Annotated in this window: 25 protein-coding genes; 4 read left to right on the top strand and 21 right to left on the bottom strand. The window is 71.8% G+C overall.

The genetic code is table 11. The features are described from left to right. Positions 1-166 precede the first annotated feature (166 nt). Entirely contained in the window at positions 167-1,621 is a 1,455-nt protein-coding gene (gene yczR, locus AC0NH5_RS19550; protein ID WP_474405683.1) for a MocR-like transcription factor YczR, read from the bottom strand. Positions 1,622-1,679: 58 nt separating this feature from the next. Here yczR and yczE point away from each other — a divergent pair, with 58 nt between their 5' ends. Both yczE and AC0NH5_RS19540 read left to right on the top strand, forming a co-directional pair. After that, the gene (gene yczE, locus AC0NH5_RS19545) at positions 1,680-2,303 is read left to right on the top strand and encodes a membrane protein YczE (RefSeq protein ID WP_474405681.1); all 624 of its coding nucleotides are present in this window, start codon (positions 1,680-1,682) and stop codon (positions 2,301-2,303) included. 132 nt (positions 2,304-2,435) lie between these two features. Further along, positions 2,436-2,864: a hypothetical protein gene (locus tag AC0NH5_RS19540; protein WP_474405679.1), complete on the top strand. Its 429-nt coding sequence runs from the start codon at positions 2,436-2,438 to the stop codon at positions 2,862-2,864. A 12-nt stretch (positions 2,865-2,876) separates the two neighbouring features. Here AC0NH5_RS19540 and hisF read toward each other — a convergent pair whose 3' ends face one another. Further along, positions 2,877-3,638 (bottom strand): imidazole glycerol phosphate synthase subunit HisF, encoded by a 762-nt coding sequence (gene hisF, locus AC0NH5_RS19535; protein ID WP_474405676.1) that lies wholly within the window; start codon positions 3,636-3,638, stop codon positions 2,877-2,879. Then, entirely contained in the window at positions 3,635-4,510 is an 876-nt protein-coding gene (locus tag AC0NH5_RS19530) for an EamA family transporter (protein ID WP_474405674.1), read from the bottom strand. The genes hisF and AC0NH5_RS19530 overlap by 4 nt, the downstream gene beginning before the upstream one ends. A gap of 72 nt (positions 4,511-4,582) precedes the next feature. Between AC0NH5_RS19530 and AC0NH5_RS19525 the strand changes: the two genes are divergently transcribed. Next, positions 4,583-5,497, top strand: coding sequence for a LysR family transcriptional regulator (locus AC0NH5_RS19525; RefSeq protein ID WP_474405672.1), 915 nt, complete (start codon positions 4,583-4,585; stop codon positions 5,495-5,497). Here the strand turns inward: AC0NH5_RS19525 and priA are convergent. Genes priA through hisD form a run of 7 tightly spaced genes read right to left on the bottom strand, consistent with a single transcriptional unit; the run spans position 5,457 to position 10,319 of the window. Continuing rightward, positions 5,457-6,182 carry a bifunctional 1-(5-phosphoribosyl)-5-((5-phosphoribosylamino)methylideneamino)imidazole-4-carboxamide isomerase/phosphoribosylanthranilate isomerase PriA gene (priA, locus tag AC0NH5_RS19520; RefSeq protein ID WP_474405670.1) on the bottom strand — a complete coding sequence of 242 codons (726 nt, stop codon included), beginning with the start codon at positions 6,180-6,182 and terminating at the stop codon, positions 5,457-5,459. The two genes, AC0NH5_RS19525 and priA, sit on opposite strands and share 41 nt — an antisense overlap. Positions 6,183-6,217: 35 nt before the next feature. After that, a complete protein-coding gene (locus AC0NH5_RS19515; protein ID WP_474405668.1) occupies positions 6,218-6,544 on the bottom strand; it encodes a hypothetical protein in 327 nt (108 codons plus the stop codon). Next, positions 6,541-7,173, bottom strand: a complete 633-nt coding sequence (hisH, locus tag AC0NH5_RS19510; protein WP_474405665.1) for an imidazole glycerol phosphate synthase subunit HisH — start codon at positions 7,171-7,173, stop codon at positions 6,541-6,543. The genes AC0NH5_RS19515 and hisH overlap by 4 nt, the downstream gene beginning before the upstream one ends. Then, complete coding sequence (locus tag AC0NH5_RS19505; RefSeq protein ID WP_474405663.1) at positions 7,173-7,334, bottom strand: hypothetical protein; 162 nt, start codon at positions 7,332-7,334, stop codon at positions 7,173-7,175. The genes hisH and AC0NH5_RS19505 overlap by 1 nt, the downstream gene beginning before the upstream one ends. Further along, a complete protein-coding gene (gene hisB / locus AC0NH5_RS19500) occupies positions 7,331-7,942 on the bottom strand; it encodes an imidazoleglycerol-phosphate dehydratase HisB (protein ID WP_474405661.1) in 612 nt (203 codons plus the stop codon). Before hisB ends, AC0NH5_RS19505 begins: the two co-directional genes overlap by 4 nt. Continuing rightward, positions 7,939-9,015 carry a histidinol-phosphate transaminase gene (locus AC0NH5_RS19495; RefSeq protein ID WP_474405658.1) on the bottom strand — a complete coding sequence of 359 codons (1,077 nt, stop codon included), beginning with the start codon at positions 9,013-9,015 and terminating at the stop codon, positions 7,939-7,941. The genes hisB and AC0NH5_RS19495 overlap by 4 nt, the downstream gene beginning before the upstream one ends. Beyond that, complete coding sequence (gene hisD / locus AC0NH5_RS19490) at positions 9,012-10,319, bottom strand: histidinol dehydrogenase (RefSeq protein ID WP_474405656.1); 1,308 nt, start codon at positions 10,317-10,319, stop codon at positions 9,012-9,014. Before hisD ends, AC0NH5_RS19495 begins: the two co-directional genes overlap by 4 nt. 294 nt (positions 10,320-10,613) lie before the next feature. Between hisD and AC0NH5_RS19485 the strand changes: the two genes are divergently transcribed. Next, the gene (locus tag AC0NH5_RS19485) at positions 10,614-11,318 is read left to right on the top strand and encodes an LON peptidase substrate-binding domain-containing protein (protein ID WP_474405654.1); all 705 of its coding nucleotides are present in this window, start codon (positions 10,614-10,616) and stop codon (positions 11,316-11,318) included. 94 nt (positions 11,319-11,412) lie between these two features. On the opposite strand, the gene AC0NH5_RS19480 is transcribed toward AC0NH5_RS19485, so the two are convergent. The 11 genes from AC0NH5_RS19480 to AC0NH5_RS19430 form a co-directional block, all read right to left on the bottom strand. After that, positions 11,413-12,600: a hypothetical protein gene (locus tag AC0NH5_RS19480; RefSeq protein WP_474405652.1), complete on the bottom strand. Its 1,188-nt coding sequence runs from the start codon at positions 12,598-12,600 to the stop codon at positions 11,413-11,415. Between the two features lie 30 nt (positions 12,601-12,630). Next, positions 12,631-16,164, bottom strand: a complete 3,534-nt coding sequence (gene dnaE / locus AC0NH5_RS19475) for a DNA polymerase III subunit alpha (protein WP_474405650.1) — start codon at positions 16,162-16,164, stop codon at positions 12,631-12,633. Between the two features lie 59 nt (positions 16,165-16,223). After that, entirely contained in the window at positions 16,224-17,786 is a 1,563-nt protein-coding gene (locus AC0NH5_RS19470; protein ID WP_474405649.1) for a MinD/ParA family ATP-binding protein, read from the bottom strand. Between the two features lie 194 nt (positions 17,787-17,980). Continuing rightward, positions 17,981-18,919: a hypothetical protein gene (locus AC0NH5_RS19465; protein ID WP_474405648.1), complete on the bottom strand. Its 939-nt coding sequence runs from the start codon at positions 18,917-18,919 to the stop codon at positions 17,981-17,983. A gap of 158 nt (positions 18,920-19,077) precedes the next feature. After that, a complete protein-coding gene (locus AC0NH5_RS19460) occupies positions 19,078-20,007 on the bottom strand; it encodes an RluA family pseudouridine synthase (protein WP_474405646.1) in 930 nt (309 codons plus the stop codon). Further along, positions 20,004-20,597 carry a signal peptidase II gene (gene lspA, locus AC0NH5_RS19455; protein ID WP_474405712.1) on the bottom strand — a complete coding sequence of 198 codons (594 nt, stop codon included), beginning with the start codon at positions 20,595-20,597 and terminating at the stop codon, positions 20,004-20,006. Before lspA ends, AC0NH5_RS19460 begins: the two co-directional genes overlap by 4 nt. Continuing rightward, a complete protein-coding gene (locus AC0NH5_RS19450) occupies positions 20,594-21,010 on the bottom strand; it encodes a TraR/DksA family transcriptional regulator (RefSeq protein WP_474405643.1) in 417 nt (138 codons plus the stop codon). The genes lspA and AC0NH5_RS19450 overlap by 4 nt, the downstream gene beginning before the upstream one ends. A gap of 260 nt (positions 21,011-21,270) precedes the next feature. After that, the gene (locus AC0NH5_RS19445; RefSeq protein ID WP_474405642.1) at positions 21,271-21,540 is read right to left on the bottom strand and encodes a DUF167 domain-containing protein; all 270 of its coding nucleotides are present in this window, start codon (positions 21,538-21,540) and stop codon (positions 21,271-21,273) included. A 41-nt stretch (positions 21,541-21,581) separates the two neighbouring features. Next, positions 21,582-22,550, bottom strand: coding sequence for a hypothetical protein (locus AC0NH5_RS19440; RefSeq protein WP_474405641.1), 969 nt, complete (start codon positions 22,548-22,550; stop codon positions 21,582-21,584). A gap of 31 nt (positions 22,551-22,581) precedes the next feature. Then, on the bottom strand, positions 22,582-23,397 hold the full coding sequence (locus AC0NH5_RS19435) for a DivIVA domain-containing protein (RefSeq protein WP_474405639.1): 816 nt from the start codon (positions 23,395-23,397) through the stop codon (positions 22,582-22,584). 48 nt (positions 23,398-23,445) lie between these two features. Continuing rightward, positions 23,446-23,751: a YggT family protein gene (locus AC0NH5_RS19430; protein WP_474405637.1), complete on the bottom strand. Its 306-nt coding sequence runs from the start codon at positions 23,749-23,751 to the stop codon at positions 23,446-23,448.

Below are 23,751 nucleotides of genomic sequence, written 5' to 3'. Positions count from 1 at the left end.
CGGACCAGCACACCCAAGATCTCTACCAGGTGACACATGTATCGGGACTTCAACACTGACAGATGTCATGGGACTGAATAGCTCGATACGCACCCTAACTTCACACGCAAGCTCAAGACCGTGTGTGAAGTTCGGGCTCGATACGCACCCGAACTTCACACGCAGGTCAGGCGATCACGGCTGGGGAGCGCCAAGCGGGCCGAGCCGTGTGGTCGAGATCGTGACGGACCGACGCGATGCGCCGCACCGCCTCCACGAGGTCGTCCGCCGCCAGCGTGAACGGCAACCGCAGGAACCGTTCCAGCGTGCCGTCCAGGCCGAACCGCGGCCCCGGCGCCAGCCGCACCCCGACGTCCTCGGCGGCACGGGACAGCGCGCTGGAGATCGGCCCGTCCAGCTCGGCCCAGAGGGTCACTCCACCGCCCGGCACGAAGAACCGCCACTCCGGCAGCATCTCCCGCAGCGCCGCGGTCAGCGCGTCCCGGCGGAACCGCAGCTGCGCCCGCCGGGCCGCGACGATCTCCGGGGCCAGCCGCAGCAGATGCACCGCGACCAGTTGTTCGAGCACCGGGCTGGCCATGTCGACGCCGACCCGGATGGCGGCCAGCCGCTGCACCAGCGGCGCGGAGGCCCGCACCCAGCCGATCCGCAGACCGCCCCAGTACGCCTTGCTCATCCCGCCGATCGAGGTGACCCGGGAGTGCCGGTCGAAGACGGCGACCGGCGGTGGCATCGCCGGGTCGTCGAGCGGCAGGTCGACGAAGGACTCGTCGGCGACCAGTTCGGTGCCGGTCGAATGCGCCGTGGCCACGAGACGTTCCCGCAGGTCCGCCGGCATCAGGTGGCCGGTCGGATTGTGGAACTCCGGGATCACGTACGCGAGTCTCGGTCTGGTCTGCCGCAACGCGCCGAGGAGCATCTCGCCGTCCCAGCCGGCGGCGATGTCCATGCCGTGCGTGCTGATCCGCGCCCGCCGCGCGGACAGCGCGGCCAGCGCGTTGGGATAGGTGGGCGTCTCCACCAGGACCGGCGCCCCGGCCGGCACCGAGAGCCGCAGCACGAGGTCGAGCGCCTGCTGGGTGCCGCTGGTGATCAGGATCTGCTCGGCGGAGGTGGGCACGCCGCGGGCGGTGTAGGCCTCGGCCACGGCGGCGCGCAGCTCCGGCAGGCCGGTCGGGTGATATCCGGCGCTGCCCAGGTAGCGCGGGAGGTCGTCGGCGGCGGCGCGGGCCGCCGGCACCAGTTCCACCGGCGCGGCCGACGCGGCCACCCCCATGTCGATCATGTCGAGGTCGTCGTCGGCGGTCCAGAGGCCGGAGGTGGCCACCCGATGGCCGGCCGGCAGGGTGGTCCAGCTGCCCGCGCCGCGCCGGCTGGTCAGGTGGCCGGTCTCGCGGAGCGCACGGTACGCCGCGGACACCGTGGTCCGGCTCACCGCCAGGGACTCGGCCAGTTCTCGTTCGGCCGGCAGTCTTACGCCCAGAGCGAGCCGCCCGTCGGCCAGCAACCCGCGGACCGCTGCGGCGAGCGCGGCATAGTCGGGGCTGCGCCGACGGCCGGGTAACGCATGCCACCGGCCGAGCAGGCGAGCCAATTGGTCCCCGCGCACCGACGTCGTCATAGCCACCTCCCGAGAATTGGCACTTTAGCACCGACCAATTGGCATCGAGAGTGGTCTCATGAGCTTGTACCGTCGCGTCCCCCAGCTCTTCGTCGGGCTGTTCCTGTACGGCGCCAGCATGGCCCTCATGGTCGAGTCCGCTCTCGGCCTGAACCCGTGGGACGTCTTCCACCAGGGACTGTCCGAGGTGACCGGGATCAGCTTCGGCTGGGTCGTGCTGCTCGTGGGTGTGCCGGTGCTGCTGCTCTGGATCCCGCTGCGCCAGCGCCCGGGGTTCGGCACGGTGGCCAATCTGGTGGTGGTCGGCTTCGCCGCGGACGCGACGCTCGCCCTGTTGCCCGCGGGCGGGTCGATGCCCGGCCGGATCGGCTATCTGGTCGGCGGCATCCTGCTCAACGGCTTCGCGACCGGCCTCTACATCGGCAGCCGGATGGGCCCCGGCCCGCGGGACGGCCTGATGACCGGTCTGGCCGGCCGGTTCCCGCGAGTGTCGGTCCGGGTGATCCGCACCGGCATCGAACTGGCCGTGCTGGCTATCGGCTTCCTGCTGGGCGGCACGGTCGGGATCGGCACCATCGCGTACGCGCTGGCGATCGGCCCGCTGGTGCACCTGTTCCTGCCGATGTTGACCGCGCCCGGCGGCGATCCGGCCCAGCGCGACAGCCCGGTGCCCGCACATTGAGACGGCCCGACCCCGATGCGCGCCTTATGCCGACCTTGTCCCGCTCGGTCCCGTCCTGGAGCCGGTCACAAGGCAGTGATCATCCGGACACATTCGCTTCCGGGTCCGGCCACCGCACGGCATCATTGCGGCATGGGGGTCGGTGGCTGGCACTGGAACGACGCGTGGATCTTCGTCTCCGCGGTCATCGCCGAGCGACTGGAACGTGATCGGGCACTGCACGCCGCCCTTCCGGTCACCGGCGCGACGCTGGCCGACCTGCTGGCCGCCGCCGATTTCCTGCACCACAGCGTGCCCAGCCGCGACGAGCTGGAGGAGGCGGTCCGCCGTCTCGCCGGCGCCGGCCTGATCACCGTCGACGACGACATGATCGAGGTCGCTCCGGCCGGGGAGCAGCTCTGGCGCACCCGGCCGTTCAGCGGGCTCTCGTCCGCGGTGATGACGTTGCAGGCACAGCTGAACCGGGCCGCCGAGCCGGGTTACACCGACTGGTCCCTGGGCGAGCAGGCTTACGCGTCCGCCGTCCGGGAATACAGCATGCGCCTGGCCGACGGCCGCTGACCAGCAAGAAGCTCAGCGCACCGGGTTGCCCGCGGACCGCAGCGAGTCCTTGACCTCGCCGATGGTCAGGTCTCCGAAGTGGAACACGCTGGCCGCCAGCACCGCGTCCGCGCCGGCCTTCACCGCGGGCGGGAAGTGGGCGACCGTGCCCGCCCCGCCGCTGGCGATCACCGGGATGTTGACCACGCCGCGCACCGCCCGGATCAGCTCCAGGTCGAAGCCCGCCTTGGTCCCGTCCGCGTCCATCGAGTTGAGCAGGATCTCCCCCGCGCCCAGGTCGGCCACCCGGGCGGCCCACTCGATCGCGTCCAGCCCGGCGCTGCGCCGGCCGCCGTGCGTGGTGACCTCCCAGCCGCTCGGCTGGTCGGCCGAACGGCGCACGTCCAGCGAGAGGACCAGCACCTGGTTGCCGAAGCGGGAAGCGATCTCGCTGATCAGCTCGGGCCGGGTGATCGCCGCGGTGTTCACCCCGACCTTGTCGGCGCCGGCGCGCAGCAGCACGTCCACGTTCTCCACCGAGCGCACGCCGCCGCCCACGGTCAGCGGGATGAACACCGACTCGGCAGTGCGCCGGACCACGTCGAGCATCGTGCCGCGGTCGTCGGAGGAGGCGGTCACGTCGAGGAAGGTCAGCTCGTCAGCGCCGGCCGCGTCGTAGGCCGCCGCCAGCTCCACCGGGTCGCCGGCGTCGCGCAGGTCGACGAAGTTGACTCCCTTCACCACCCGCCCGGCGTCCACGTCCAGGCAGGGGATCACACGCACCGCGACCGTCATGCCTCAACCCTAACGAGCCGGGCCGACGGCGTTCTGACCAGGCCCAGGAGCACCCCGCCGACGACCAGCACACCGCCGATGACGTCGACGCGGTACACCGGCTCGCCCAGGATCATGGCGGCCGACCCGATGCCGAAGAAAGGCACCAGCATGGAGAACGGCGCGACCGTGGCTGCGCCGTACCGCTGCATGAGAAGTCCCCAGCCGGCGAAGCCGGCCAGTGTGGAGACCAGCGCGATGTAGAGCAGTGCCAGGACCGCCTCGGTGTCGATCGCGCGCAGCGCGGCGAGGTCGGCGGCCGGGCCGTCGATCAGCAGGGTGAGCACGATCAGCGGCCCGGTGGCCAGCGCGCTGACCCAGACCATGAAGTTGAGGGTGTCCGGCGGGGACGCCCGGCGGGTGGCGACGTTGGACACTCCCCAGGCCGCGGCCGCGCCGATGACCAGCAGGAACGCGGGCAGGTTCGCGCCCATCCGGGTGGCGACCAGGAGCACCCCGCTTGCCGCCACCGCCAGGCCGGCGATCTGCACCGGCCGCGGACGCTCGCGCAGGAACAGGGTGGCGATGACCATCGTGAACACGGCCTGGCTCTGCAGCACGAGCGAGCTGAGCCCGGCCGGCATCCCGATCGACATCCCGGCGAACAGCAGCGAGAACTTGATCACGCCGAGCACCAGCGCGACGATCGCGATCCACCGCCACGGCACCTGCGGCCGGCCGACCAGCAGCACCGCCGGGAAGGCGGCCAGGCCGAAGCGCAGCGCGGAGAAGAGCAGGGGCGGGAAGTGGTTCAGCCCGGCGTCGATGGCGACGAAGTTGAACCCCCAGGCGGCCGCCACGGCGACGGCAAGGGCGAGGTCACGCGGTCTCATGGACTCAGCCTGGCGCGCGTCAACCGTTAAGCACCAGCAAAATAATCTACACCCAGGATGTAGCATCGCTACATGATTGATCTCGGCAGGCTCCGCGCGCTGCACGCGGTGGCCAGTTACGGCACCGTGCTCGCCGCCGGTCAGGCGCTGCACTGTACGCCGTCCGCGATCTCCCAGCAGCTCTCGAAACTGGAGCGGGAGACCGGCGCCACGCTGGTCGAGAAGAACGGCCGGCGGCTGCGGCTCACCGAGGCCGGCCGGGTCCTCGCCGACCACGCCGAGCGGGTGCTGACCAGCGTCGACGAGGCGGAGGCCGCCCTCGCCGCGCACCGCGACACGGTCACCGGCCGGCTCACCGTGGCCGCCTTCGCCACCGCCTGCCGGGCGCTGCTGCCGCACGCGCTGCGCAAGCTGGCCGCCGAGCATCCGCAGCTCACCACCGGCCTCATCGAGGTGAGCCCGCACGAGGGCGTGGAGCTGCTGCGACGGGGTCACGTGGACCTGGCGGTGCTGGACGACTGGCCGGAGGTGGCACTGCGCTATCCCGACTGCGTCTCGCACGTGGAGATCGGCGTCGACCACGCCGACCTCATCGTGCCCAGCGGACACCGGCTGACCGGCGAGACGGATCTGTCGGGGCTGCGGGACGAGCGCTGGATCGCGGTGCGAGCCGGCGACGTCTGCTACGAATACCTGATCCGCAAGCTGCCCGGCGTGGTGCCGGACTTCCAGGTCGGCGAGTTCGAGACCCAGCTGACGCTGATCGCGGCCGGCCTCGGCGTGGCGCTGGTCCCCCGCCTCGCCCGCCCGGCACTGCCGGCCGGCGTCCGGCTGGTCGAGGTGACCCCGTTGCCCACCCGCCGGGTGGTGATCGCCTGGCGGGACTCGGCGGCGGCCCGGCCCGCCATCCGGGCCGCCGAACAGGCGTTGCGTGAAGCGTGGGAGGTCAGGCCGCGGCCAGCGCGTCCAGCGCCTCCCGGACGGTGAACGCGCCGGCGTACAGCGCCTTGCCCGCGATCACACCCTCCACGCCCACCGGCTCCAGGGTGGCCAGGGCGCGCAGGTCGTCCAGCGTGGAGACGCCGCCGCTGGCGATCACCGGCTTGTCGGTGGCGGCGCAGACCTCGCGCAGCAGGTCCAGGTTCGGGCCGCGCATGGTGCCGTCCTTGGTGATGTCGGTGACGACGTAGCGGGACGCACCGGCCTTGTCCAGCCGGGCCAGAACGTCGTAAAGGTCACCGCCGTCGCGGGTCCAGCCACGGGCAGCGAGGGTACGACCTCGCACGTCCAGCCCGATCGCCACCCGGTCGCCGTACTCCGCGCAGATCCGGTCGCACCACTGCGGGTCCTCCAGCGCCGCGGTGCCGATGTTGACCCGCTGGGCGCCGGTGGCCAGCGCCCGCGTCAGCGACTCGTCGTCCCGGATGCCGCCGGACAGCTCCACCTTCACGTCGAGGCGGCGCACCACGCCGGCCAGCAGCTCGGCGTTGGAGCCCCGGCCGAACGCCGCGTCCAGGTCGACCAGGTGGATCCACTCGGCGCCGTCGTTCTGCCAGGCCAGCGCGGCCTCCAGCGGATCACCGTAGGCGGTCTCCGAGCCGGCGGCGCCCTGCACCAGGCGGACGGCCTGGCCGTCGGCGACGTCGACGGCGGGCAGCAGTTGGAGGGTCATCTTTCTCCCTTTGAGAACGAGGCCGTGCGGACGGACTAGGCGCGGCGGCCGAGCACCACGACGACGAGGGCCGGCACAGCGAGGACGAGCAGGGCGGTGAGGATGATCCGCAGAGCCAGATCCGGGACGAGCACCCAGACCGCGGCGGCGGCGAGCAGCGAGACGACGACGATGCCGATCCGCTGCCGGAGACTGCGGTGATAGAGGCGCCCGGACCGGTTGCGCCGGGGGACCCGGGGAGTGATCGAGCGTTTCAGGGTGCGGAGCCGGCCGCGCCGCGCCACCTTCCGGGCGCGGGCCGCCTTCTCCTTCTCCAGGACGACGAGCCGTTCGGCCCGCCGCCGCGCACGCTCCTTGCTCATTCCAGCCCTGCGACCCAGTTGCGCAGCAGCGTGAGGCCGGCGTCCGCCGACTTCTCCGGGTGGAACTGGGCGGCGCTCAGCGCGCCGTGCTCGACCACTGCGGCGAAGGGCAGGTCGTGGGTCGCGGTGGTCACCTCGGCCCCGGCTTCGAGCAGCAGATCAAGATCTTGGGCGGCGTACGAGTGGACGAAGTAGAACCGCGAGTCCGGCTCCAGTCCGGCGAGCAGTCTGGACGCCTGCGGCGGGTGCACGAGGTTCCATCCCATGTGCGGGATCCGCTCGGCGGCGAGCTTGGTGACCGAGCCGGGCAGCAGGCCGAGGCCCTTCGACTCCACGCCGTGCTCCACCCCGGACTCGAAGAGGATCTGCATGCCGACGCAGATGCCGAGCACCGGCTTGCCGGCCGCCACCCGTTCCGCGATCACCGGGCCGGCGCCCAGGTCCTCGATGCCGGCCATGCACGCCGCGTACGCCCCGACGCCCGGCACGACCAGCCCGTCCGCGGCGGCCGCCGCCTCCAGGTCGCTGGTCACCGTGACGTCCACCCCGGTTCGCGCGACGGCCCGCTCCGCCGACCGCAGGTTTCCCGAGCCGTAATCGAGGATGACGACGTTCTTGCCGGTTGCCATCACGCCTCCCCGGACGGCCACCAGGCGACCCCGCCCGCGGTGGCGAGTGCCGCGAGCACCCCGGTGAGCCCGATGCTGAACTTCGTGGCGTCCGCCTTGACCAACTGGATCACACCGCCCACCAGGATGCCGGCGAGCGCGAACAGCACCAGCGAGATCACAGGACCCCCTTGGTGGACGGCAGCGAGCCGGCGTTGCGCGGGTCGATCTCGACAGCCTCGCGCAGAGCCCGGGAGAACGCCTTGAACTGGGCCTCCACCACGTGGTGCGCGTCCGGGTGGCCGCCCGGGCGGCAGGCGCGCAGCACGTCCACGTGCAGGGTCACCCGGGCCGCGTGGCCGAACGCCTCGAAGATGTGCCGGGTCATGCTGGTCGCGTAGACCGGGCCGATGTACGGCGTCAGCAGCGGCTCGTCGTGCACCACGTACGGCCTGCCGGACAGATCCACGGCGGCCCGGACCAGCACCTCGTCCATCGGGATCGTGGCCGACCCGTACCGGCGGATGCCCCGCTTGTCACCGAGCGCGCTCGCGAAGGCCTCGCCGAGCGCGATCGCGGTGTCCTCCATGGTGTGGTGCGAGTCGATCTCCAGATCGCCCTCGCAGCGCACCGTCAGGTCGAACCCGCCGTGCTTGGCGAGCTGGTTCAGCATGTGGTCGTAGAAGCCCACGCCCGTGTGCAGGTCGCCCTTGCCGGTGCCGTCGAGATCGATCTCGATCAGCACCTTGGTCTCGTTGGTCACGCGCTCGATGCGCGCGGTCCTGCTCACGACAAGATCTCCTCAGCGGCGTTCAGGAAAGCGGTGGTCTCGGTCTCGGTGCCGGCGGTCACCCGGAGCCAGCCGGCCAGGCCCACGTCGCGGATCAGCACGCCCCTGTCCAGGAACGCCTGCCAGACGGCTTTCTGATCGGCGCCGGCGGAGAACAGGACGAAGTTGGCGTCGCTGTCGGCCACCCCGATGCCCCGCTCGCGCAGGTGGCGCACGATCCGGTCGCGCTGCACCTTGATCTCCTCGACCGTGGCCAGCAGCGCCGCGCTCTGCGCCAGGGCCGCGCGGGCGGCCGCCTGGGTGAGAGCACTCAGGTGGTACGGCAACCGGACCAGCTGCACCGCGTCGACCACGGCCGGGTCGGCGGCGAAATAGCCCAGCCGGCCGCCGGCGAACCCGAACGCCTTGCTCATGGTCCGGGTCACCACCAGGCGCGGATGCCCGGGAAGCAGCTCGATCGCGCTGCGGGTGCCGGTCCGGGCGTACTCGAAGTAGGCCTCGTCGACCAGCACCATGCCGCGCGCCGCGCCGAGCACCGCGTCGATCACCTCGGGGTCCAGCGCGGTGCCGGTCGGGTTGTTCGGCGAGCAGAGGAAGACCAGGTCCGGGTCGTGCTTCTCGATCTCCGCGACCGCCGCGCCGGGCCGCAGCCCGAAGTCCGGATCGCGGAGCGAGCCGATCCAGCGGGTGCCGGTCCCGGCCGCGAGCAGCGGGTGCATCGAGTAGGACGGCCCGAAGCCCAGCGCGGTCCGCCCCGGGCCGCCGAACGCCTGGAGCAGCTGCTGCTGCACCTCGTTGGAGCCGTTGGCCGCCCACACACCGTGGTGGGCCAGGCCGTGCCCCAGATAGCCGGCCAGGTCGGTGCGCAGGGCCACGGCGTCCCGGTCGGGGTAGCGGTTCAGGTCGGCGAGCTCGTCCTGCAGCATCTTCGCCATCGTCTCGACCACGACCTCGGGCACCGCGAAGGCGTGCTCGTTGGTGTTCAGCCGGACCGCGACATCGAGCTGCGGCGCGCCGTACGGCGTCTGGCCCCGCAGATCGTCCCGGATCGGCAGATCCTCAATCGTCGTCACTGGAACCGGGCCTTCACCGCATCGCCGTGCGCCGGCAGGTCCTCCGCGTTCGCCAGCGTCACCACGTGACCGGCGACGTCGCGCAGGGCCTCCTCCGTGTATTCCACGACGTGGATGCCCCGCAGGAACGACTGCACCGACAGACCCGACGAGTGCCGGGCGCAGCCGCCGGTGGGCAGCACGTGGTTGGACCCGGCCGCGTAGTCGCCGAGCGAGACCGGCGCCCAGGCGCCGACGAAGACCGCGCCGGCGTTGCGGACCCGCATCGCCCACTGCCGCGCGTCGCGCGTCTGGATCTCCAGGTGCTCGGCCGCGTACGCGTCGACGACCGCGAGGCCCTGCTCCAGGTCGTCGACCAGCACCACGCCGGACTGCTCCCCGGTCAGCGCGGTGCGCACCCGCTCCTCGTGCCGGGTGGCGGGGACCTGCTTGTCCAGCTCGATCTCGACCGCGTCGGCCAGCGCCGGCGAATCGGTGACCAGCACACTGGCGGCCAGCGGGTCGTGCTCGGCCTGACTGATCAGGTCGGCGGCGACGTGCCGCGGGTCGGCGGTGTCGTCGGCCAGGATGGCGATCTCGGTGGGGCCGGCCTCGGCGTCGATCCCGACGGTGCCGCGCAGGATCCGCTTCGCCGCGGTGACCCAGATGTTGCCCGGCCCGGTGATCACGTCGACCGGCTCGCAGCCGTCGCTCTCGTCCGCGCCGGTCGAGCCGTATCCCAGCATCGCGATCGCCTGGGCGCCGCCCACCGCATAGACCTCGGTGACGCCGAGCAGTGCACAGGCGGCCAGCACCCGGGAGTCCGGCAGGCCGTTGTTGGCGGTCTGCGGCGGCGAGGCCACCACCAGGCCCTCCACCCCGGCCTCCTGGGCGGGCACCACGTTCATGACCACGGTGGACGGATAGACGGCGAGGCCACCCGGGACGTAGAGCCCCACCCGGCGCACCGGCACCCAGCGCTCGGTGACCGTGCCGCCCTCCACCACCTGGGTGGTCACGTCGGTGCGCCGCTGGTCGGCGTGCACCTTGCGGGCCCTCTTGATCACCTCGAGCAGCGCGGCGCGCACCTCGGGCTCCAGCGTGTCGGCGGCGGCGGCGATGGCCTCGGCGGGCACCCGCAGGCGCTCCGGCCGGATCCCGTCGAAACGCTCGGCGGCCTCCTGGATCGCGCTGAACCCATGCTGATGCACCGCCTCGACGACCGGGCGGATCCGCTCGACCGCCACAGAGACGTCGAGCTGGGCACGGGGCAGCAGTCCGCGCGGGTCCCGGTGGGCGCCGCGCAGGTCGATCCGATTCAGCACCCGTCCAGTCTAGGCGGCCCCGAAACCGGGTTGTCGCCCGCGACTCCCGGCCCAGGCGCTGAGACGTCGTGGGCCCCGCCACACCCCGCGCGCGTGCGACCGACCTCACGCCCGAGCCGGGCGGCACACCTCGCGCCGGAGGCCTCGCCACGCCCCGGCGCGCCGGGCGGCACACCGGTGGCCGGGGATTCACCACACGGCCGAGCCGGCCGGGCGGGAGTGTGCTGGGTCACCGGCTGTGTCCGGGCTGCCTCGCCGGGTTGACCAAGGTCAGGCGAAGACTAGGCTGAACGCGTGAGCGATCGGCTGCCGGTCTTCCCGCTGAGCACGGTGCTCTTCCCCGGTCTGGTGCTGCCCCTGCACATCTTCGAGGAGCGTTACCGCGCCCTCGTGCGGGGGCTGGTGGCCCAGACGGCGGAGACGCCGCACGAGTTCGGCGTGGTCACCTTCCGGCACGGCAGCGAGGTTGCGGCCGAGACCGGCGACGAGCCGGCCCCCGAGGCGCCGCCGATCAGCGCCGCGGATGTGTACGACGTGGGCTGCACCGCCGAGTTGCGGCACGTCACCGAGCTGCCGGACGGCCGGTTCGACATCATGACCGTCGGCCGCCGCCGGTTCAGCGTCCTCAGCCTCGACCAGGGCGCCGAGCCCTATCTGACGGCGCGGGTCCGCTGGCTTCCCGACGACGAGCCGAGCGACACCGCGCGGCTGCTGATGCCCCGGGTGCTGACCGCCTTCCGGGAATACCTCGAGTTGCTCCGCCCCAACAGCGAGATGCTCGACCAGGCCCCCGACGACCCGACCGTGCTGTCCCATCTGGTCGCCGCGACCGCGCAGCTGACCGTGGAGGAACGTCAGTCGCTGCTGGCCATGCCGGACACCGCGAGCCGGCTCCGGGCCGAGCTGCGCCTGCTGAACCGGGAGGCGGGCCTGCTCGCCCGGGTGCGCGCGGTGCCGGTCCCGCTCTCCGACCTGGCCCGCCCCGCCAGCCCGAACTGACAGTCGCGCTCTCCACAGACCGACGGACAGCCGCGCTCTCCTGCCGGCTCGACGGACAGCCGCGCTCCCCACCGGCCGACAGCGAGCCGCTGGGTCAGGAAGGCTTGCCCGGGTCCGGCGAGCCGCTGTCCGGCCGGCCGGCCGCACCCGGCTCGAAGTGGTCGCCGCCCCCGATGGCCACCGGCCCGTCGTCGTAAGGCCTCTCCGGTACGCCGTACCCGTGCGGCGCCCCGTGCCCGCCCGGCCCCGGCCCGTGTTGACCGGCCGGTTCCGGCCCATGGCTGTACTCCGGGTAGCCGGCCGGCCGCTGGTAGTCCGCCGGGTCGTAGGCGTAGTCGTCGCGGCCCGGGGCGAAACCCGGATGGTTCGCGCCGTACCCCGGTTGCGCGCCCGGCTGGTCCAGATCCGGATCGTTCGACCAGCCGGCGAGCAGGGTCAGCACGATCGCCGCGGCGAACGCCGGCACCAGGGTCGGCCCGAACGAGTGCACCTCGGGCGGCGCCAGATAGGTGGCCCCCTGCGCGGCGGTGGCCCGCCACTGGTCGTAGTCGTCGCGGCCGATCATCTCACCGATGAACGGCGCCACCCGCTGCGCCGCGACGGACGTGCCGATCACGACGGCGAGCAGCAGGAACGGGCCGCGGTCACGGCGTAGCGCCAGCCAGGCGACGATCGCCACGAGCAGCCCGAAGCCCAGGCCGAGCAGGGTGAACCAGCCGTCGGCGGCGATGTACTGCTCCGGCGACGGGTCGTTGACCACGACACCGTTGTCGCCGGCGTCGATCACCGGCACCCCGGGGGCGAGCCACGCCCAGAGCAGCCCGAACGGCACACCCAGCGCGCTGATCGCGGCGATGACGGCGACCGCCACGGTCAGGGTGCGGCGCCACGGCCGGCGGGGACCCTGCAGGCGCCAGTGCCGCGGGGACCACCGCCCCGGTCCGGCGGAGCCGGGCAACGGCTGGGCCTGACCGCCGGGGAACGGATAGGGATGACCGCCGGCCGGGGGGACCGGATAGGCGCCCTCGGGAAACCCGCCGGCCGGCGGCTCGGACCGGGCCTCCGGCGGCGCGGCCCACGCACCCGGCAGCGTCTCCGGACCTGTTCCGGACGACGGCTCCGGGCGCACGGGCGGATCGGCCCAGGCGCCCGGCGAGGGCTCCGGGCCGGCGGGCGTCCCGGGCTGATCGCCCGACGACGGCTCCGGGCCCGCGGGCGGCTCGGGCCGGGCACCCGGCGGCGCGGACCAGGCGCCGGGCAACGGCTCGTGACTGGGGTGCACCCTACGATCCTTCCAGATCGGCCACGGCGCTCAGGCCACGGCCGAGGGACCGAGGATCGTCTTGAGGTCCGCCCGGAGTGCCGGGGTCGGCGCCACCCGGACGCCACCCAGCCGCATCACCGTCGTCCGGCTGCCGTTCTGCAGGTGGACGTGAACCTCGGTGTCGCCCGGGTGGCTCACCAGGATCTCCTTGAGCTCGTCCACCAGCGGCGGCGTGCAGCGCGTGATGGGCATCGTCAGGGTGACCGGCTTGCTGTCCGGGTTGTGGGTGATGTCCGGGATGGACATGTCCATCGCCATGATCCGCGCCTGGTCGTCGCGCCGGTCCACCCGGCCCTTGACCACCACGATCGCGTCCTCGGCGATGTACTGCCCGACCAGCTCGTAGGTGTTCGGGAAGAACAGCGCCTCGACACCGCCGGCGAGGTCCTCCAAGGTGGCCGAGGCCCACGCCCGGCCCTGCTTGGTGATCCGCCGCTGGACCCCGGTGAGGATGCCGGCGAGCGTCACCACCTGGCCGTCCGGGACGGAGCCGTCCTCGTTCAGCACGGCGATGCTGGTGTCCGCCGCGTTCTGCAGCATCACCTCGAGGCCGGCGAGCGGGTGGTCGGAGACGTAGAGGCCGAGCATCTCCCGCTCGAACGCGAGCTTGTCGCGCTTGTCCCACTCGGTGTCACCGATGGGCGGCATGGCCACCGTCGCCGACGACCCGCCGACGGTGTCGCCGAACGCGCCGAACAGGTCGAACTGCCCGGCCGCCTCGTTGCGTTTGACGTCCGCGTACGCGTCGATCGCCTCGGCGTGCACCGCCAGCAGCCCTTTGCGGCTGTGCCCCATCGAGTCGAACGCGCCCGCCTTGACGAGCGATTCGATGGTCCGCTTGTTGCAGGCGACGGCGTCGACCTTCGACAAGAAGTCGTAGAAGTCGGAGTAGTCGCCTTTCTCTTTGCGGCATCGCACGATCGCCTCGACCACGTTGCCGCCGACGTTGCGGACCGCGCCGAGCCCGAACCGGATGTCCTTGCCGACCGGGGTGAACGGCCCGGCCGACTGGTTCACGTCGGGCGGCAGCACCTGGATGCCCATGCGGCGGCACTCGGCGAGGTACACCGCCATCTTGTCCTTGTCGTCGCCGACGCTGGTGAGCAGACCGGCCATGTACTCGGCGGGGTAGTGCGCCTTGAGGTACGCCGTCCAGTAGGAGACCAGGCCGTACGCCGCGGAATGTGCCTTGTTGAAGGCGTAGCCGGCGAACGGCACCAGGACGTCCCACACCGCCTGGATCGACTCGTCGGAGTAACCCCGCTCGCGGCAGCCGTCCCGGAACGGGACGAACTCCTTGTCCAGGATCTCCTTCTTCTTCTTGCCCATCGCGCGGCGGAGCAGGTCGGCCTGGCCGAGGGTGTAGCCGGCCAGGATCTGCGCGGCGCGCTGCACCTGCTCCTGATAGACGATCAGGCCGTAGGTCGGCTCCAGGATCTCCCGCAGCGGCTCCTCCAGCTCCGGGTGGATCGGCGTGATGTCCTGGAGCTTGTTCTTGCGCAGCGCGTAGTTGGTGTGCGAGTCGACGCCCATCGGACCCGGCCGGTACAGCGCCAGGACCGCGGAGATGTCCTCGAAGTTGTCCGGCTTCATCAGCCGCAGCAGGGACCGCATCGGCCCGCCGTCGAGCTGGAACACGCCGAGCGTGTCGCCGCGGGCCAGTAGTTCGTACGCCGCCTTGTCGTCCAGCGGCAGGGCCAGCAGGTCCAGGCCGTTGCCGTGGTTGAGCTCGATGTTCTTGACCGCGTCGTCCAGGATGGTCAGGTTCCGCAGGCCGAGGAAGTCCATCTTCAGCAGGCCGAGCGTCTCGCAGGTCGGGTAGTCGAACTGCGTGATGATCACACCGTCGCTGGCCCGGCGCATCAGCGGGATGTGGTCGATGATCGGCTCGGCGGACATGATCACGCCGGCGGCGTGCACACCGGTCTGCCGGATCAGGCCCTCGATGCCCCGGGCGGTGTCGATGACCTTCTTGACGTCCGGATCGGTCTCGTAGAGGCCGCGGATCTCGCCGGCTTCGTTGTACCGCTTGTCGTCCTTGTTGAAGATGCCACCGAGCGTGATGCCCTTGCCCATGACGTCCGGCGGCATCGCCTTGGTGATCCGGTCGCCGACAGCGAACGGGTAGCCGAGGACCCGGGCCGAGTCCTTGATCGCGGCTTTCGCCTTGATCGTGCCGAACGTCGCGATCTGCGCGACCTTGTCGTCGCCCCACTTCTCGGTCACGTACCGGATGACCTCGCCGCGCCGGCGCTCGTCGAAGTCGATGTCGACGTCGGGCATCGAGACACGCTCGGGGTTGAGGAACCGCTCGAAGATCAGGCCGTGCGGCAGCGGGTCCAGGTCGGTGATGCCCATCGCGTACGCCACCAGCGAGCCGGCCGCCGAGCCACGGCCGGGGCCGACCGCGATGCCGTTGTTCTTCGCCCACTGGATGAAGTCGGCGACCACCAGGAAGTACGCCGGGAAGCCCATCTGGATGATGACGCCGAGCTCGTACTCCGCCTGTTTGACGTGTGTCTCGGGAATGCCGTCCGGGAAGCGTTTCCGCAGGCCCTCGAAGGCGACGTGCCGGAAGTACTCCTCCTCGGTGTAGCCGTCCGGGATCGGGAACCGGGGCATCAGGTTCTTGAAGGTGAACATCCCGTCGGTGTCCACCTTCTCGGCCACCAGGAGGGTGTTGCGGCAGCCCTGCTGCCACGCCTCGGAGGAGTCCACCGCGCGCATCTGGTCGGCCGACTTCACGAAGTACCCGGAGCCGTCGAAGCGGAACCGGTTCGGGTCGGCGACGTTGCTGCCGGTCTGCACGCAGAGCAGCACGTCGTGCGCCTCGGACTGGGCCTCGTGCACGTAGTGCGAGTCGTTGGTGACCAGCGGCGGGATACCGAGTTTCTGGCCGATCTCCAGCAGGCCGTCGCGGACGCGCTTCTCGATGGAGAGGCCGTGGTCCATGATCTCGAGGAAGTAGTTGTCCTTCCCGAGCGCCTCCTGGTACAGCGCGGCGGACTTGAGCGCCTCGTCGAACTGGCCGAGCCGCAGCCGGGTCTGCACCGCACCGGACGGGCAGCCGGTGGTGCCCATGATGCCCTCGGCGTGCTCGGCGATGATGTCGAAGTCCATCCGCGGGTACTTACCGAGCTGGCCCTCGATGGAGGCCCGCGAGTTGAGGCGGAACAGGTTCTTCAGGCCGATCGCGTTGCGCGCCCACATGGTCATGTGCGTGTACGCGCCGTTACCGGAGACGTCGTCGCTCTTCTGCTCCGGCCGGCCCCACTTGACCCGGCTCTTGGTGAGTCGCGAGTCGGGCGCGAGGTATGCCTCGACGCCGATCACCGGGATCACGTCGGCGGCCTTGGCCTGGGTGTAGAAGTCGTACGCCCCGTGCATGTTGCCGTGGTCGGTGATCGCGGCGGCCGGCATGCCGAGCCGTTTCGCCTCGGCGAGAAGTTCCTTGATCCGGGCCGCCCCGTCGAGCATCGAGTACTCGGTGTGCACGTGCAGGTGCACGAACGAGTCAGACACCCGGAACCCCCTTTTCCGATGACGGCGCCGAGAAGACTAGCCCGGACGTACGACGAAACCTACTCCGCGAACGGCTCCAACATGACCGACGCCGCCCGCAGCCACGCCTGGCGTGTCTCGTTCTGGAGATCCGCGTACTCGATCGACGAACCGACCTCGAGCGCCGGATCGTAGGGCACCACGGCGACCGCCCGGGTCCGGGTGGCGAAGTGCTTCTTGAAGTCCTCGAGCAGCGGCAGGTGCCCGGGCGACGGGCAGGAGATCAACGTCACGGCGTTCGACACCATGTCGCCCATCCCGCTCTCCTCCAGCACGTCGAGCATCCAGTCCGCGGTGAACGCGGCGTCCTCCCGCGGCACCGTGGTGATCACCAGCTGGTCGGCCGTGCGCATGACCGTCTGCCAGTTCACGCTCTCCACGTTGTTGCCGGTGTCCACACAGATCACGTCGTGGGTGCGCCGCAGCAGGTCCGTCACCCGCCGCACCGTGCCCTGGTCGAGGCGCGCGGCGAACCGCGGGTTCTCCTCACCGGCGAGCACGTCGTACGACCCGTCGGAGGCGTGCCGCAGATAGGCGTCGAGCTCCTGGAGCAGCGCGTCGCCGTGCAGGTTCTCGATCCGCATCAGGTCGGCCAGCAGATGCTTTATGGTCCGCGCGTGGCGGGCGCTGCCGGCCCGCAGGCCGAGGGTGCCGCGCAGCTCGTTGTCGTCCCAGGCGAGCACCCCACGGCCGCGGACGCTGCCGATGGTGGCCGCGGCGAGCACCGTGGCGGTGGTCTTGTGCACGCCGCCCTTGGGGTTCGCGAACGCCAGCACGCGCGGCTTGCCGAGCTTGCGCCGCATCACCGAGACGGCCCGGTCGAGCCCGTCGTCGTTACGGGTCTGCCGCCACTCGATCCGGGCCGCCGCCGGGGCCGGCGAGGCCGGTGCCGCGGCCGAGGGTGGAGTGCGGGGCACTGCCGGGGCGGCCGGCGGCGGATAGGCCGCCGGCGCCGGCGGGTACGTGGTGGCGCCACCGGAGAACCCGTTGACCGCGGGCAGCGCGTAGCCGTTCTGCTGCGGGTATCCGTTGGCCGACGGGTACCCGTTCGGCGGGTACTCCCGCGCCGGGGCCGCATAACCGGGGCCGGCTCCGTAATCTCGGGCGGTCGGCTGGACAGGCGGTGCCTGCTGAACAGGTGGCGGCGGCTGGACAGGTGGCGGCGGCTGGACAGGTGGTGCCGCCGGAGCCGTCCGCGGTGCCGGTTCGAAGAAACTGCTGCCCGGCTCACTGTCGCGGCGGGACTGCCAGCGCGGGTCGAGCGGATTGATCGGGCGCTGCGGCATCTGCCGCTGCTCGGGCTGCGACTCGGCGGCCCGGGCCTCGGCGAGCCGGCGCTCGGCGGCGGCCTGCTGGGCCGACCTCGGATCGAGCGGGTTGAACGGGCGGCGCTCCACCGGGGCCGCGCCGCGGGTCGGGAGTTGCTGGCCACGCGGCTGCGGCTGCGGTTGCGGCTGCGGGCCCTCGGCCCGGTTCTCGTCCGGCTCGTCGCTGCGGTTCCCATGCCGGGCACGGTCGAGCAGCGCCCGCCAGCGCGGGGCTGGTTCCGCAGGCCGGCCCCAGCCGGTCTCGGTCCCGTCCACGGCTCGTCCTTTCTACGCCTACCCGAACTGTGTCCACCCGGACGTCTGTCACGGCGAGGTCTGCCCCTGACAGGCTACGGACGTGACCCTATTCGGGCCACCGGCCAACCGCCCATCCTCCGGTCGTTCTTGATCACATAGCGGCACGCTGGTCGTGCACGTGCATCCACCCGAACGTTTCGCAGACGGAAAAACTAACGGGCGGACGCTCCGGCAGATGCTCCGGCGAAGGCATCCGGCCCGTCGCGAGCAGGACTCGCGTCAGGCCCCGAGGGTACGGCACGTGGTTCTTCGGAAGGCAATACGGCCGGGAGCGACTCCCCGCCCGAAAACCTCGGTGAGGTGGATGTCACAGGGATCCCGATCGACGACGGTATAGGCGGCGGTGTCCTGGTCGCAACAGCGGGCCCGCCGGACGGCACAGGTGTCACCGACGGGTCAGCCCGCACGGTGCCGTCCTCCTCCGGCAGCGGCGGCCGGAACTCCGTCCGGTCCAGCTGCCGCACCTCCGGCGCCGGGTCCACCGCCCGCACCCCGTCGTGCCGGGTGATCCGGCCGAGGATCTCCGGCGTCCCGCGCACCACCGCGGCGAAGACGCATCCGCACCCGGCCCGGTACGCCGCGGCCTCCCGCGCCGCGGTCCGGGCCGCCGACTCGTACGTCGCCCGTAGCCGGTCGTGGTGGCGCCCGGAGCCGTCCAGCGACCGGCTCAGCCGGAGGTACTCCGCCTGCTCCTGATCACGGGCGAGGGCCACGTCGAGCATCCCGGCGGCGACGTCCGCCGGCATCCGGTAGATCGGGATCCGGGACACCTGGGTGCGGGTGTCCGCCAGCGGCACCCGCGCGTACACCTGGGCGACCGCGGCACCGGCCAGCACCCCGGCCAGCCGGGCAGGCGTCGCGTACGCCTGGAGGCTGACCAGCGCCCAGGTCTCCCCCACCGCGGGGGCCGACGGGTCGGTCAGCACCGCCATCTCGTGCCGGGTGTGCGCCAGGTAACCGGGGACGGACTGGCCCTCGACCACGCCGACCCGGACCACCTCGCCGGGGCCCGCGCCGGACGGCAGCTCGCGGTCCACCCAGACCACGGCGAGGACCAGCGCCGCGGCGGCCACCAGCGCCGCTCCGGTCATGACCTGCAACCGGAGCGAGCCGCGTCCCGCCGCGGCCGGGGGCAGTGAACGATTCTCGACCTGACGCCGGGCCCGACGGCGCGAGGCCGTGGGCCGGTGCCGGATGTTGCCGGCCTCGCCACGTGGAAAGAAGTTCACCGCGACCCACTCACCGACGATCAGCCGGCGTCCTCCAGGACGGCCAGCGCGTGTTTCAGGTCGTCAGGGTAATCGCTGACGAACCTGACCTCATCGTGCGTTCGGGGGTGCAGGAATGCCAGTTCCCGGGCGTGCAGCCACTGACGGTCCAGCTTCAGCCGGCTCGCCAGGGTGGGATCCGCCCCGTACGTCAGGTCGCCCACACACGGGTGCCGCATCGCCGAGAAGTGCACCCGGATCTGGTGTGTCCGGCCGGTCTCCAGCCGCACGTCGACCAGGCTGGCCGAACGGAACGCCTCGACGGTGTCGTAGTGGGTGACGCTCGGCTTGCCGCCCTGCATCACCGCGAACCGGTAGTCGGCGGTCGGGTGCCGGTCGATCGGGGCGTCGATGGTGCCGCGCAGCGGATCCAGGTGTCCCTGGACCACGGCGTGGTACCGCTTCTCCACCTCGCGCTCCTTGAACGCCCGCTTCAGAGCGCTGTACGCCATCTCGCTCTTGGCCACCACCATCAGCCCGGTGGTGCCCACGTCGAGGCGGTGCACGACGCCCTGCCGCTCGGCGGCGCCGGTGGTGGCCACGTTCTGCCCCATGGCGGCCAGGCCGCTCAGGACGGTGGGCCCGGTCCAGCCGGGACTGGGGTGCGCGGCGACACCGACCGGTTTGTCGACCACCACGATGTCGTCGTCGCTGTAGATGATGCCGAGGCCGTGCACCGGCTCGGCGACGATGACCGGTGCGGCCACCGGCGCGGGCAGGGTGACCTCCAGCCACGAGCCGGCGGTGACCTTGTCCGATTTTGGTCGGGGCACACCGTCCACCAGCGCGTCGCCCGCCTCGACCAGGGTCGCGGCCGCAGTCCGGGACAACCCGAAGAGGCGGGAGACTGCCTGGTCGAGCCGCATCCCGTCGAGCCCGTCCGGCACCGGCAGCGAACGTTGTCCGGTCATGCCCGCTCCTCCGCACCGGTCGCCGGCTGTGCGGCGTCCTTCTTGCTCGGCAGGCGGCTGCCGTCACGCTGCCGCCCGGTCAGCTCGAGCAGCACCGCGAGCACCACACCGACGCTCAGGCAGCTGTCGGCCACGTTGAAGACCGCGAAGTACTCACCGTACGGCCCGAACACGCTGATCATGTCGACCACGTGGCCGTGCAGGAAGCCGGGCGCGCGGAACAACCGGTCGGTCAGGTTGCCGAGGGCCCCGCCCAGCACCAGGCCGAGCGCGAGACCCCAGGGCAGCGACCGCAGCCGGGTGGCCATCCACCCGATCCAGCCGACCACCACCAGCGTGATGATCGGGAAGATCCAGGTGTATCCGCTGCCGAAGCTGAACGCCGCCCCGCTGTTGCGCAGCAACGAGAGGTGGATCAGGCCACCGAGGATCCGGACCGGCTCGCCGGGCTCCAGGTTCTCGGTGGAGAGGTGCTTGGTCCACTGGTCCAGCGCCACGGCGATCACCGCGGTGGCGGCCAGCACAGCAACGGCACGTGGCGCGAACCGCGGAGACTTGGGCTCCGCGGCCGCTGGCTCGTCGGCGTTCAGCGTCGTTCCTCCAACTGCTTACAAGAGACACAGAGCGTGGCGGACGGGAACGCGGCCAGTCGCTCGACCGGAATCTGGTTGCCGCACCGCTCACACCAACCGTAGTTGCCCTTCCCGAGCTGATCGATGGCGCGTTCCACCTGATTGATCCGCTCGAGCAGGTTGTTGGCCAGCGTGATCTCCTGTTCCCGCTCGAACGTCTTGGTGCCGGTGTCGGCCTGGTCGTCCCCGGCCGAGTCGGCGAACCGTTCGCGCTGCAACGCGGTGATCTCACTGAGCGCCTGATCGTACTCGGCCTGCAGTTCGTCGAGCCGCGCGACCAGAGCCTGCCGGATCTGGGCGGTCTCGGCCTCGCTGCGGCTGCGCTCCGCGGCGGTGCCGGAGCCGGAGCGGGTTTCGGTTGCCTTGGCCATCGTCGCTCCCTCGGCCGCGCCCGGTGCGCGGCGATCAGCGGTGTACGGGTTCAGGGGCGGCGCCTGTCCCCCCGGTCGGTTCCCCGTGTCGCGTCGGCGAAGGGTGGGACGGTCGCCGCCGTAGATCTTCCCCCACCTGCACAAATGGCGCGGCTGAACAACGACCGCGCACGTCCTGGGTTGGCAAGGATACGGACCGTGAAGTGGTGCGACAACCCGGCAGCCGCGCCGTGACCGACAAACCGGCATCAATACCGCCGTCACGAACCGTCGCGCAACTCCACCCAGCGCCGCTGCCACTCCTGCGCGGGCGCCGCCACGGTGAAGACCTTGTCCCGGCTGGTGGCACCGATCCGCAGGGACACCTCCGCCGGACGAACCTCCAGCGCACCGGCCAGCGCTCGGCGCACCGCCTCGGTCGCTTTCCCGTCGACAGCGGGTGCGCCGACCGCGACGACCAGGGCAGGTCCGTGCGGTCCGTCGTAACGGCCGCCCACCCGGGTCCGGCCCGCGCCCGGCCGCACCCGCACGGCGACCGAGTCACCTTCGGGAGACCGGCGAGCGGCCACCGTCAGCGGTGCGCCACGGCGGCGACCAGCCGGTCCACCGGGCGGCACAGGCCGCACGGGCTGAACCCGAGCTCCACCGCCTCGTTCGCCGGCAGCGGCTCGGTGAGCCGGCCGACCAGGTGCGGGCAGTCCGCCATGTGGTAACGGGGCCGTCCGTCCACCACCAGCACCTCGAGGTCCAGCCGGGCGATCAGCACCGCATCGGCGGGCCGCACCGACTGGGGCAGCGGCTCGTCGTCGGGATCGTCGTCGTCCGGCTCGCCGAACTCGTCGGCGGCCTCGCCCGTCCCGGCCGCCGCCTCGGCGGGCCGGCGCCAGCGCTGATCGTCGGGTTCCGGGCCGCGGGCCGCCCCGATCGCCGACGAAGCCTGCTCATAGTCGGGTGACGGACCGGACGGAGCACCGGTTTGCGGCGCGGAGTCGGATTGAGCGTAGTCTGCGCCACCGGGCGGATCCGTGTCCGGTTCGTCGCTCGCGCCGGCCTCGCGCACCTCGTCGACGTCGTCCGGCGGGAGTGCCGCGGCGCCGGCCTGGTCGGCCAGCACGGCTTCGTCGTAGCTCACCGAATCGCCTGCGAACCCGGCGGCGACGGGGGCAGAATCGTCGGCGGAAGGGCGCGCACCACGGACCGGCTGCTCGGTCGCCGGCACGGTCCGCGCGGAGGCGAGGTCATCGGCGTAAGCGGGCTCGGCGTAAGCCGGGTCAGCGAAGGCAGGGGCAGGCTCGGCGAACGCGCGGTCGGGGTCGGGGTCCGGCTCAGCGAAGGCCCGCTGCCCGGAGGGCTCGGGCCGGGCGGGACGGGCGGTCGCACGCCGGGCCGCAGCGGCCTGCCGAAGACCGACCACCAGGGCCACCGCGGCCAGCAGGCTGACCACGATGGAAGCTATCAGAAGACTGCTCGAGCCATTGATCAGACCGAGCGCGAGGAACAACACCGCGACGGGGATGAGCAGGAAACTAGCAACGATCATGGCTCATCCTCGTCGCGGTGCGGGGGCTGGGTCAGCGACCCGATTCGATGGAGTTGGCGCGGCCACCGCCGTACGAGCCGGCCAGGCCGGCCGCGGCGAGACCGCCCGAGCCGCCCACGGCGCGACCCGCGTCGGCCCTGGTCAGCTCGGCCTCCAGGCCCTGACCACGACCGTCCAGGTCGCGCAGCTGGCTCTCGAGGTAAGCCTTCAAGCGCGTGCGGTACTCCCGCTCGAACTGCTTGAGCTCCTCGATGTGCTTCTGCAGCGCGGTCCGCTTGGCGTCCAGGCCGCCCATGGCCTCCTGGTGCCGCTGACGCGCGTCCCGCTCGAGGGCGTCGGCCTTGGCCCGCGCCTCGCGGGTGACCTCCTCCGCCTTGGAACGGGCGTCGGCCAGCAGCTTGTCGGCCTCGCGGCGGGCGTCCGACACGTGGTCGTCGGCGGTGCGCTGGGCCATCATCAGCACGCGCAGCGCCTGCTGCTCGCCGTCCGCACCGGTCGGGCCGGCGCCGGGGCCGGGGCCCTGGGCCCGGACCTGCTCCAGCTCGGCCTGCATCTGCCGGGCGGCCTGCTCGGCCGCAGTCTTGTCCCGCTGCACCCGGTCGAGCTGGGCTTTGAGGTCGTTGAGCTCGGCGGCCATGCGAGGGTCGGCGCCCGGGCCGGCTGGTGCGCCACCCCGACCGCCGCGCTCCACCTGGGCGCGCAGCTCGTTGTTCTCCTCGATGAGACGAGCGAGCTCGCGCTCCACCTCGTCAAGGAAAGCGTCGACCTCCTCCTCGTCGTACCCCCGTTTGCCGATCGGGGGCTTCTTGAAGGCGACGTTGTGCACGTCGGCCGGGGTCAGCGGCATCGAAACTCCTCGGGTCAGTCGCGGCCGCGGTTGGGGCGGGGCTGCTGTCTAGCTGTAGGTGTGGATCAACGGAGCTAGCACGAAGTTCATGAGCACGAACAGGATAACCAGCAGCACGATGGAAGCCAGGTCCAAACTCACGTTACCAATGCGCAGCGGTGGGATCACACGCCTCAACGCCTTGAGGGGCGGATCCGTGACGCTCCACACCGATTCGAGTCCGGCGGACGCACCCCGGCTGGGCTGCCAGCGCCGTCCGTACTGGAGCACCGCACCCAGCACGAACCTCGCCAGCAGCACGATGAAGAAGACGTAAAGCAGGATGTAGAGGATCTGGAACACGATCGACAGCAC

This window comes from Actinoplanes sp. 13, from assembly GCF_056134165.1.
This window is presented reverse-complemented; position numbering and strand designations above follow the sequence as displayed.